The 6,347-nt window shown below is 61.5% G+C and carries 3 protein-coding genes and 1 pseudogene; all 4 read left to right on the top strand.

Annotation, left to right across the window (positions count from 1 at the left end; all coding sequences use genetic code 11):
• Nucleotides 1-114: pseudogene (locus NE850_RS34540) on the top strand (IS5/IS1182 family transposase); the annotation flags it as partial.
• A gap of 146 nt (nt 115-260) precedes the next feature.
• Nucleotides 261-1,538, top strand: coding sequence for an efflux RND transporter periplasmic adaptor subunit (locus NE850_RS34535; RefSeq protein WP_007177455.1), 1,278 nt, complete (start codon nt 261-263; stop codon nt 1,536-1,538).
• Nucleotides 1,539-1,562: 24 nt separating this feature from the next.
• Nucleotides 1,563-4,793 (top strand): multidrug efflux RND transporter permease subunit, encoded by a 3,231-nt coding sequence (locus NE850_RS34530; protein ID WP_310699992.1) that lies wholly within the window; start codon nt 1,563-1,565, stop codon nt 4,791-4,793.
• 1 nt (nt 4,794) lies between these two features.
• Nucleotides 4,795-6,255: an efflux transporter outer membrane subunit gene (locus tag NE850_RS34525; protein ID WP_007177453.1), complete on the top strand. Its 1,461-nt coding sequence runs from the start codon at nt 4,795-4,797 to the stop codon at nt 6,253-6,255.
• Nucleotides 6,256-6,347: the final 92 nt, after the last annotated feature.

Genomic DNA, 6,347 nt, shown 5'->3' with positions numbered 1-6,347 from the left:
CGTCGTCTTCGCATTCGCTTTGAGCGTCGCGCCGACATTCACGAAGCATTCCTCAAACTCGGTTGCTCCCTCGTCTGCTGGAACATCTTCAGACGTACGGAGCAGTCTTTTTGAAACGGTCTCTTAGGGGTTTGGCCGGTTTCCAGCCAGCGCAATTCATTCGCGAACAACTGACGGCCGCGCCTTCCGGCGCGGCCGGGCGCAATCAATTGCTTTGGCGCGGATTGCCCGGCTGTTGAACCATTTTTCACGGAACCTTCATGCCTGTTTTGCTGCTGGGATGCCTGATTCGCTCGTTGAATGCACCGAAGGGCCCGCCAGGCGAGGTGTGGAGACGGCCGGCGCTCGTATTGAGTCTGCTTGCTTTACTGACCGCATGCGGCAAACCCGCCGCTCCCGAATCGTCCCAGCCGGTCGACGTCACCGTCATGACCGTGACGCCGCGCGATACGCCCGTGGACTTCGAGTTTGTCGCCCAGACTCAAAGCTCGCGCGCCGTGGAAATTCGCGCGCGGGTAGACGGCTTTCTGGACAAGCGGACGTACACGGAGGGCCAGATGGTTCGTCAGGGGCAGACGCTTTTTCTGATGGACCCCAAGCCGTTCCAGGCCGCGTTGCAATCGGCGCAGGGCGCGCTGGCCCAGCAGCAGGCACGGCTCGGCGTCGCAAAAGCCAATCTCGCGCGCGTCGTGCCGCTCACCGCGCAGAACGCATTGAGCAAGAAAGATCTCGACGATGCAACCGGCAGCGAGCGCGAGGCCGAAGCCGCTGTCATCGCTGCAAAAGGTCAGGTCCAGGCTGCGCAGCTGAACCTCGGCTACACCACGATCAAGTCGCCGCTCGCCGGCTTGTCGAGTTATGCAAGGCAGCAGGAAGGCAGCTATGTCACGCCGGCTCAGTCCGGCCTGTTGACGTATGTCTACCAGATGGATCCTATGTGGGTCGAGTTCAGTATCTCCGAGAACGAGATGCTGCGGTATCGCGATCAGATCGCAAAAGGCCAGTTGCGCTTTCCGGCAAACAACCAGTTCGAAATCACGCTGCTGCTGGCCGACGGTTCGACGTTCCCCGCGCGTGGACATATCGATTTCGCCAATCCGGTATTCAGCGCGGAAACCGGCACCTTCCTCGTACGAGCCGTCTTTGCCAATGAAAAAGGCACGTTGCGTCCTGGGCAGTTCGTACGCGCGAGGGTGTCCGGCGCCGTGCGGCCGAATGCCGTTCTGCTTCCCCAGCGAGCCGTGCAGCAGGGCGCAAAAAGCCATTTCGTGTGGACCGTCGACAAAGATAACAAGCCCCGCCAACGGTTTGTCGAGATGGGCGAATGGCAGGGCGATGACTGCTTCATCAACGACGGCTTGCGCGCCGGCGAAAGAGTCGTTGTGGACGGGGCGGTGAGGCTGTCGCCCAACGCGACGATCAGCATAACGGGGAACGGTTCTTCCGCGGAGCATCGCGCAAAACTCACGGTGCCCGTCGTGCCGCCCGTCGCGCCCCCCGTTGCGCAAACGGAATCCGAACAAAACTCCGCGCATTAACTCTGCGCACCAGGCGGCAAACGGATGAAGCTCTCCCATTTCTGTATCGACAGGCCGATCTTCGCGTCGGTCATCTCCATCGTCATCGCGCTGGGCGGCGTGCTGGCCATGTTCGCGTTGCCGGTCGCCCAGTACCCGGACATCACGCCGCCGCAGATCACGATCACCGCCAGCTACCCGGGCGCGAGCGCCGACGTGGTGGCGAATAACGTCGCGGCGCCCATCGAGCAGCAGGTCAACGGCGCGGACAGCATGATCTACATGACCTCGTCGAGTTCGTCGACCGGCAGTCTGACGATCAACGTGTTCTTCCGCAACGGCACCAACCCGGATCTGGCCCAGGTGGACGTTCAGAACCGCGTCAACCTCGCATTGCCGCAACTGCCGCAGTCCGTGCAGTCGCAGGGCGTGCAGGTACAGAAAAAGTCGTCGGCGTTCATGATGGTTGTCGCGGTGTACTCACCCGATAACCGGTTCGATTCGACCTACGTCGCCAACTACGCAAACGTGTACGTGCTCGATGCGCTCAAACGGATTCCGGGCGCGAACCAGGCCAGCATCTTCGGCACGCCGGACTACGCCATGCGTATCTGGCTGCGCCCGGACCGCATGGCGCAGCTCGGCATTACGGCTACCGACGTGCAGAACGCGGTGGCGAACCAGAACCAGCAGTTCGCGGTCGGGCGCCTCGGCCAGGCGCCAACGGGTTTGCCGGTTGAACAGTCGTTCGCCGTGACGACGAGCGGGCGACTTTCCAGTCCCGCCGAATTCGACAACATCATTATTCGTGCGTCGAACAACGGCGCGGCGATCGTCCGCTTGAAAGACGTCGGCCGTGCCGAGCTCGGACAGAAAGATTATTCGATACGCAGCCGATTCCAGGGCAAGCCCGCTACGGTGATCGCCATCTACCAGCAGCCCGGCGCCAACGCGCTGGATGTCTCGATGCAGGTGCGCGCAACGCTGGCGGACATGAAACGCTCGTTCCCGGAGGGGATCGATTACAACATCGCAATGGATACCACCGACTTCACGCGCGCCTCCATTGCGGACGTGGTGAAGACGTTTTTCGAAGCCGTATTGCTGGTGGTGATTGTCGTATTCATGTTCTTGCAGAGCTGGCGCGCGACGCTGATTCCGGTGCTGGCGGTGCCGGTCTCCATTCTGGGGACGTTCATGGGCATGGCCACCCTTGGGTTTTCGATCAACATGCTGACCATGTTCGGTATGGTGCTGGCAATCGGCATCGTGGTGGACGATGCGATCGTCGTGATCGAGAACGTCGAGCGCAACATGCGTGAGTTCGGCCTCTCGCCGAATGCGGCGGCCAAGCGGGCTATGGATGAAGTGTCGGGCCCGGTCGTCACGATCGTGCTGGTCATGTGCGCGGTGTTCGTGCCGGTTGCATTTCTGGGCGGCATTACGGGGCAGATGTACAAACAGTTTGCCATCACCATTGCGATTTCTGTGGTCCTATCGGGCATCGTGGCCTTGACATTGTCGCCGGCGCTGGCGGCTGTATTGCTGAAACCGCAGGCGCATGCAAAGCATCGTTTTTTCCAGTGGTTCGATAACGCGTTCGCGCGCGTCACGGCGGGCTACGGCCGCGCCGTGACGCTTACGATCAGGCGGTTTGGCATCGCGCTGCTGCTGTTCGCCGGCATGGTCCTGCTGGCAGTCACGATGATGCGGTCCATTCCACATGCCTTCCTGCCGCCTGAAGATCAGGGCTACCTGCTTGGCGCGGTCATCATGCCCGATTCGGCAAGTCTCGATCGCACCGGCCGGGTGTCGTCGCGCGTGACCGACTACTTCGCGAAACAGGCCGGCGTAGGCAGCGTAACGGTGGTCGACGGCTACAGCCTGCTCGACAACCAGACAATGAACAACGCTTCAACGTTCTTTGTCGGACTGAAGGGATTCGACCAGCGGTATTCGTGGGCGAACATTCGCACGCAAAATGCGCATGCGTTGCTGCTTGGTGCCTACCGCGCACTGTCACGGATCAAGGAAGGCATTGTCGTACCGGTCAACCCGCCGTCGATCCCCGGGCTTGGCACGACGGGCGGCACCGAGATGTGGATTCAGAGCAAAGGCGACGGCACCACGGCGCAGCTTGCTCAGGTCGTGCAGAACTTTATCGCCAGGGCGAAGGCGCGGCCCGAGCTGGCGGCCGTCACGTCGACCTTCAACGCTTCTTCACAGCAGTTGCGTGTCGATGTCGATCGCGACAGGGCGGCCACACTCGGCGTGCCGATAGACGAGGTCTACAGTACGATGCAGACCATGTTCGGTTCGCTGTACGTCTCCCAGTTCAATCAGTCGAGCCGTCTGTGGCAGGTGATCCTTCAGGCGGAGCCGTCATACCGGTTAAAGCCCACGGACCTCGAGCAGGTATTCGTGCGCAGCGCCACGGGCACGATGGTGCCGCTCAAATCGATCGTGACGTATCAGTACGTAACCGGCCCGTCCCTGATGACGCGCTTCAACGACTTCCCGGCCGTGCTGATTACCGCCAATGCTGCGCCGGGCCACAGTTCGGGCGAAGTGATCGCCGTGCTGGAGGAACTGGCGCGAACCATGCCCGCAGGATACGGCGCGGGGTGGAGCGGAGAAGCGTACGAAGCCCGCCAGTCAGGTGGCACGTCAGGCCTCGTTTTCGTGTTCGGTCTGGTGATGGTGTTCCTGATTCTCGCCGCGCAATACGAACGCTGGAGCCTGCCTGTCGGCGTTCTGATGGCCGTGCCGTTCGCGCTGTTCGGTGCTTTGCTGGCCATCCTGTTGAGAGGCCTGAACAACGACGTCTATTTTCAGATCGGTCTCACCATGCTGGTCGCACTCGCGGCGAAAAATGCGATTCTCATTTTCGAGTTTGCGGTGCTGAATCGCGCACAAGGCGCATCCCCGTTCGACGCCGCGGTGACCGCCGCCCGAGACCGGTTGCGGCCAATCGTCATGACGTCGTTCGCCTTCATTCTCGGCTGCGTTCCGCTGGCCATCGCGACCGGCGCGTCGCAGAACAGCCGGCATTCTATCGGCACCGGGGTGATCGGCGGCATGTTGGGGGCGACCGGCGTCGCTGTCTTCTTCATTCCGATGTTCTTCTTCCTGCTCGAATCGGCGAACGAGCGGCGCGCCGGTAAGAAGAAGGGAGAGGCCGTGCCGGAGGGACAAGGCGAACGGGCGCTGTCCGGTTCGCGTCCGGTGACTAACAGTTCGACCGGTATGCATCCCGGCACGAAGCGGGATAATTGACATGCGTCCAGTCGGTTCAAGTTTTTCCTGGGTGTCGGCACTTGGGCTTTGCCTGTGTCTGAGCGGCTGCCTGATGGGCCCGGACTATGTCAGACCGTCTATCGAAACACCGGCCACGTTTCGCTTTTCGGATAGTACGCAGGCGCAAATCGTCGATACGGCGTGGTGGGCTCAGTTTGGCGATCCAGTGCTGAACGAACTCATTTCGACCGCGCTCGCGCAGAACAGGGATCTGAAAATCGCCGCGGCTCGAGTCGACGAGTTTCGCGGACAGTTCGTCACCACGCGTTCGCAACTGTTTCCGCAGATTAGCGCGGGTTTCAACGCGGGTCGCCAGCGTGTCTCGCCGCTTGCCCAAAGTTCGTTGCCGGCCGGCATTGGAACGGACTACACGTCGTTCAATGCCACGTTGCCTATCTCATGGGAAATCGACGCGTTCGGCCGCGTGCGGCGTCAGACCGAAGCCGCGCGCGCGAATCTGCTCGCCAGCGAGGAAGGGCAGCGGGCCACGCTCCTCACGCTCGTTGCATCGGTCGCCACGTCCTATATCAATCTGCGCAGTCTCGATCAGCAACTCGAGATTGCCAGGGCAACGGCGGCGAGCCGCGCCGGTTCGGTGAAGGTCTTCGAACTGCGCTTCAAGGGTGGGCAGATCTCGCAGGTCGAACTGGCCCAGAGCCAGTCGGAATACGAGGCGTCGCTCGCGGATATTCCCGCCATTGAAGCGCAGATCGGGCAGCAGGAAGACGCGCTGTCGGTATTGCTCGGCCGCAACCCCGGTCCCATTCTTCGTGGCCGCACGCTCGACGAACTCCAGTCTCCCAGTGTGCCGGCGGGCTTGCCTTCAGAATTGCTCGCGCGCCGTCCGGACGTGCTGCAGGCCGAACAGAACCTGGTTGCCGCCAATGCGTTGATCGGCGCGGCGCGTGCGCTTTATTTTCCGCAGATTTCGCTCACGGGATTGCTCGGCTCGTCGAGCACGCAGTTAAGCAGGCTCTTTAGCGGCCCGGCGAACACCTGGGCGTTTGCCGGAGCACTGACGCAACCGATTTTCTCGGCCGGCAACATTGCCGGACAGGTCGAGCAGGCCCAGGCACGCCAGCAACAAACGCTCTACGCGTATCAGAAGGCTGTGCAGTCGGCATTCCAGGAAGTCAGCGACGCGCTTCTCGGCGTCGGGAAGTCATGCGAACGTCTGGTCGCGCAAGAGCGCCAGGTCGATGCGCTGAACGCCTACGCAAGACTCGCGCGACAACGCTATGAAGGCGGCTACACGAGCTACATGGAAGTTCTCGACGCCGAGCGAAGTCTGTTCAGCGCGCAACTGGCTTATGCGCAAACCCGCGGCAATGAATACACGTCTCTCGTCACGCTTTACAAAGCGCTGGGCGGCGGTTGGGGCGCGGATGCACTTGCAGCATTGGAGCAAGGCGGGACCGGTGCGCAAGCCGAAACACGGTAGTACTCAAGCGACCCGGTATGCGTGGCCAATCGTGAAACAAAGGTTGGGCGAGGAGCGATGGATAGGGCAGCAGAACGTGAAAAAACAGGGAG

The organism is Paraburkholderia sp. USG1 (assembly GCF_031570135.1).
In the GTDB taxonomy this organism is placed as follows: Bacteria; Pseudomonadota; Gammaproteobacteria; order Burkholderiales; family Burkholderiaceae; genus Paraburkholderia; species Paraburkholderia dioscoreae.
Note: the sequence above shows the minus strand (reverse complement) of the source record. Positions and strands in the feature narration are given on the sequence as shown.

Bases quoted from the DNA above. Each gene is read 5' to 3' on its own strand.
- NE850_RS34535 (WP_007177455.1), top strand. From the start codon at position 261: ATGCCTGTTTTGCTGCTGGGATGCCTGATTCGCTCGTTGAATGCACCG.
- NE850_RS34530 (WP_310699992.1), top strand. From the start codon at position 1,563: ATGAAGCTCTCCCATTTCTGTATCGACAGGCCGATCTTCGCGTCGGTC.
- NE850_RS34525 (WP_007177453.1), top strand. From the start codon at position 4,795: ATGCGTCCAGTCGGTTCAAGTTTTTCCTGGGTGTCGGCACTTGGGCTT.